Here is a 4650-nt window from a genome sequence, read left to right as displayed (position 1 = left end):
GAGCAGTTTCGGGGAGTACCTGGACGCGCTGGAGGGGCGGATCGCGGTCAACGCCGGCTTCATGGTGGGGCATTGCGCGCTGCGCCGGTACGTCATGGGGCCGGACGCGGTGGGCGGGCAGCCGACGGAGAAGCAACTCGCCGCCATGCTCGCCCTGTTGCATGACCTCGTGTGTGCGGCCGGGTCAGTCCTTGTTGATCTCCCAGAAGCGGAAGACGGTCGAGGCGTCGAGGCAGTACTCGAGGCCGTAGACGTTGTCGCGGGCGACGGCGTACTGCTTGGCCTGCCACACGGGGAGGACGGGGACGTCCTTGGCGACGATGTTCTGGAGCTCGGCGAAGTCCGTGTCGGTCGCGGACCGGTCGCTCTGGGCGGCGGTGCCGGGGATGAGGGTGTCGGTGATGGTGTCGTTGGTGTAGTTGTTGCCGAGGACGTTGCCCTGGCCGAAGAACGGGGCAGTGAAGTTGTCGGCGTCGGGGTAGTCCGGCACCCAGCCCTTCACGTACACCCCGTACTTGCCGGCCTCGATGTCCTTCTCGTACTGCGCGAAGGGCACGGACTTGACGGTCGCCTCGAACAGGCCACTGGCGTTGAGCTGCTCGGCGATGGCCTTGAACTCGTCGTCGGTGGCGGGGCCGTAGCGGGACGGGGTCGACCAGAGGGTCAGCTGGACCTTGCCGGTGATGCCGTCGGCCTGGAGGGCCTGCTGGGCCTTGGCCTTGGACGGCCGGGCACCGTAGGTGTCGAAGAAGGCGGTGTTGTGACCCGCTATGCCGGCCGGGATGATCGAGTAGAGGGGGGTCGCGGTGTCCTCGTAGACCTGGTCGACGAGGGCCTCACGGTCGAGGAGGTAGGCGATGGCCTTGCGTACCCCGAGCTTTCCGGCGACCGGGTCGTTCATGTTGAAGACGAGGTGCTGGACCTCGGCGCTGGTGCCCTCGACGATGTCGATGCCCTCGTCGCCGCTGTCCTTCTCTATGTCGGCTATGTCGCCGGCCTTGAGGCCTCGGTAGGCGATGTCGATGTCTTTGTCGACGAGGGCGCTCTTCAGCTTGGTCTGGTCGCCGTGGAAGAACTTGAGGGTGACGCCGGAGTTGTGGACTTCGGCGGTGCCCTTGTAGTTCGGGTTGACGGAGAAGACCGCGCTGTCCTCGCCGAACGAGTCGAGCTTGTAGGGGCCGGAGCCGACGGCTTCGCCGTCCTTGCGCAGGCCGTCCTTGTCGTACTGGCTGTGGTCGACGATCGAGCCGGCGCCGGAGGCGATCTTGCTGGGGAAGGTGGCGTCGGGCACCTTGAGGTGGAAGACGACCGTCTTGTCGTCCGGGGTCTCCACCGAGCCGAGCATCGGGAACATGATCGCGGGGCCCGCGGCGTCGTTGATCTTCAGCATGCGGTCGAAGGAGAACTTGACGTCCTCCGAGGTGAGCGCGTCACCGTTGCTGAACTTGAGGTCGTCGCGCAGGGTGCACTTGAACACCTTGGTCTGCGCGTCGCTGAAGGCGCACTCCTTGGCCGCCTCGGGCTGCGGTTCGGTGCCCCCGTTGGGGAAGCTCAGCAACGACTGGAAGACGTTGTTGAACAGCAGCCAGGAGCCGGGGTCGTAGCCGGAGGCCGGGTCGGTGGCCAGGACGTCGTCGGACATCCCCATGACCACGGTGGAGCCGTCGGCCCCCGAGTCACCGTTCTCCGAGCCGCATCCGGTCAGCAGGCCGGAGGCCAGCCCCGCCACGATGGGCAGGACCGGCCACTGGTTGCGCAGATTCACGTGGAAGTGCCTTGTCGTCGGGTCTTGGGTACCCGGAGCCGTCCCAGCTCCGGGTCGGGAATTGTGCCTCGGACGGGTGTGCGGGTCAGTTGCTCACACCGCGGCCGAGTTCCCACAGCTGGAGCGTCGAGGAGGAGTTGAGAGCCCACTCGGCGCCGGTGATGCCGTCACGTGCCGCGATGTACTGGTTGCCCTGCCACAGCGGCAGTACGGGTACGTCGTCGGCCACGATGTCCTGGATGTCCGTGAGGCTCGCGGTCGCGGTGAGGCGGTCGGCCTCGCGGCGGGACTCGGGTATCAGGCTGTTGCGGATCCTGGCGTTGGCGTACGGCAGGTTGAGGAAGTTGTCCTTGTCGAGGAACGGCGCGAGGTAGTTGTCGGCGTCGGGGAAGTCGGGGAACCAGCCCATGCCGTAGACGTCGTACTCGCCTTCCTTCTCGGCCGGGCGGAAGGTGTCCCAGGGAGCGCCCTTGATGGTCACCTTGAACAGTCCGCTGGCGTTGAGCTGCCGCTGCAGTTCCTCGAACTCCTGCTTGGTGGCCGAGCCGTAGTGGTCGGTCGTGTAGTGCAGGGTCAGCTTCACCGGGGTGGTGATGCCGGCGCCCTCCATCAGGGTTTTGGCCTTGACGTCGTTGGGCTCGCCGTACTTGTTGAAGAAGGAGTTCGAGTGGCCGGTGATGGTGGCCGGGACCAGCGAGTAGAGCGGCTGGGCCTCGTCGCCGTACACCTTCGCGACGAGCTGGGCGCGGTTGATGATCTGGGCCATCGCCTGGCGGACCGCTTTCGTCTTCACCGTCGGGGCGTCGGTGTTGAAGGCGAGGTAGCGGATTTCGAGGCCGGGCATCTCGACGAGGTCGATGTCACCGGTCGAGGCTTCGTCGAGCTTCTTGATCTGCTCGGGTGACATCGAGCGGGTCATCAGGTCGATGTCACCCTTGGAGAGCGCGGTGCCCATCTCGCTGGCGTTCGTGAAGGAACGCAGTTCGACCTTGTCGTTCTTCGGCGTCAACTGCCCCTGGTAATGGGGGTTCTTGGTGAAGACGGCCTTGACGAGTTCGTCGTTCTTGACCTCGGCATCGAGCGTGTACGGGCCGGAGCCGTCGACGTCGAAACCGTCGCGCAGCTTGTCCTTGTCGTAGTCGGCGGGGTTGATGATGCCCGCGACCGGGGTGGACAGCTTGAACGGGAACGTGGCGTCGGCGCTCTTGAGGTGGAAGATGACCTCGCGGTCGCCCTGGGTCTCGACGGTGTCGATAGTGGACAGCAGGGCGAACACACCGCTGTCGGCCTGGATCCGCAGGGCCCGGTCGATGGAGAACTTCACGTCGGAGGCCTTGACGGCGTCGCCGTCGGAGAACTTGAGGTCCTTGCGCAGGGTGCAGGCGTAGCGCTCGTTGCCGCTGTCCGTGAACGCGCACTTCTCGGCGGCCTCGGGCACCGGCTCGCCGTCGCCGCGCGGCTGGACCATGAGGGTCTGCACGGTCTGACGCAGGATGTTCCAGGTGCCGACGTCGTAGGCGTAGGCCGGGTCGATCGGCGCGGGGGCGTCTTTCGTGGCGGTGAACCGGTCCGTGGTGCCGACGACGATCGCGCCGCTGCTGCTGCCCGCGCCGTCGACTCCGCCGCAGGCGGCGAGCACCGGAGCGAGCAGGCCGACCACGGTCGGCAGCACCAAAGTCTTGCGGTTCATGCTCGGGTTCTCCAGGCTGTCGATCCCAGGGGACCCGGCGGGCGTGGGGTGGTGCGCGCGGGTGAGGGATTGTGTCGATGTTCTCCCAACGAGGTTAGTCCGGACCGCGGAGACGCCCGCATGCAGCCGGAGTTGGCGACTCATCACGCTGCGAAACCGGGTGTGGACGCACCGAAAAACCGACAGCGGAAGGATTCCGCGCAGGCTGTCCCCAATCAGGACACAAGGGTGCGCCGGGAGTCCCCGAACGAGGTGCGTGTACACGGCACTTGCCCGCTGTCGAGCCCCGGCCGCGTGGCGAAACTCACACATTCGAAGCGCAAGAGCGCGTTCGTGAATTCCGTCGCCGACGGAGATCGACAGAGGGTCGAAATTCTCAATTGATGAGCTGCCCGTTCATCCGCGCGCATTCCCGCATTCGATCGGGCACACTCGGTAAACGGGTCAGCCTATTTCCGTCATCGGTCGTTCCTCATCAGGCCGTGCAGAAAGGGCAGGTCGACTTCTTCCAGCGAGGTCACGATCGTGCGGCGCGCGCCGGGGGCGATGGGGGCTACCGACGGTACGGCCACGACATGGCAGCCGGCGGCCTCCGCGGCCGCCACCCCGGTCGCCGTGTCCTCGACGACGGCGCATCTCACCGGGTCGACGCCGAGTCCGGCGGCCGCGATGAGGTAGGGGTCGGGGTACGGCTTCGTACGCTCCACCTCGTCGCCCGCGATGCTCAGGGCGAAGTGCTGCGGGCCCAGCGAGGCCAGGACACGGTCGATGATCCGGCGGTGCGAGGCGGAGACGAGGGCCGTCGGGATCTCGTGCGCGGAGAGTTCGGCGAGGAGGCGGGCGGCACCGGGCATCAGGGGCAGGGAGCGGCCGATACGGTCCTCGAACCCGTCGTTGAGCAGTACCGAGAGTTCGGCGAAGCTGATGTCGGCACCGGTGGCCTCGATGAGGAATCCGGCGCTGCGGGTCATCGGGCCCCCGACCACGACATGCCGCCAGGACTCGTCGAGGATGTGGCCGAGGCCGGCGAAGATCTCCACCTCGACGTCCCACCAGAAGCCCTCGGTGTCCACCAGGGTGCCGTCCATGTCGAGGAGGACGGCCTGCAGTGCTGAGCCTTCGGCCGTACGGGTTCCGAGCGCGGGGACCGTGCTGGTCATCCTGGCGCACCTCCTTGAGGGACGATCAGGCCGGT

Annotated in this window: 3 protein-coding genes; all 3 read right to left on the bottom strand. The window is 66.7% G+C overall.

Annotated elements, in window-relative coordinates:
- Positions 1 to 184: 184 nt before the first annotated feature.
- The 3 genes from STRTUCAR8_RS35125 to STRTUCAR8_RS35115 all read right to left on the bottom strand — a co-directional run bounded on the left by STRTUCAR8_RS35125 (position 185) and on the right by STRTUCAR8_RS35115 (position 4615).
- Positions 185 to 1765: an ABC transporter substrate-binding protein gene (locus STRTUCAR8_RS35125; RefSeq protein ID WP_006380996.1), complete on the bottom strand. Its 1581-nt coding sequence runs from the start codon at positions 1763 to 1765 to the stop codon at positions 185 to 187.
- Positions 1766 to 1850: 85 nt separating this feature from the next.
- Entirely contained in the window at positions 1851 to 3455 is a 1605-nt protein-coding gene (locus STRTUCAR8_RS35120) for an ABC transporter substrate-binding protein (protein ID WP_006380997.1), read from the bottom strand.
- 458 nt (positions 3456 to 3913) lie between these two features.
- Positions 3914 to 4615, bottom strand: a complete 702-nt coding sequence (locus tag STRTUCAR8_RS35115) for an HAD family hydrolase (RefSeq protein WP_044473439.1) — start codon at positions 4613 to 4615, stop codon at positions 3914 to 3916.
- Positions 4616 to 4650: the final 35 nt, after the last annotated feature.

Source organism: Streptomyces turgidiscabies Car8 (genome assembly GCF_000331005.1).
Taxonomy (GTDB): domain Bacteria; phylum Actinomycetota; class Actinomycetes; order Streptomycetales; family Streptomycetaceae; genus Streptomyces; species Streptomyces turgidiscabies.
This window is presented reverse-complemented; position numbering and strand designations above follow the sequence as displayed.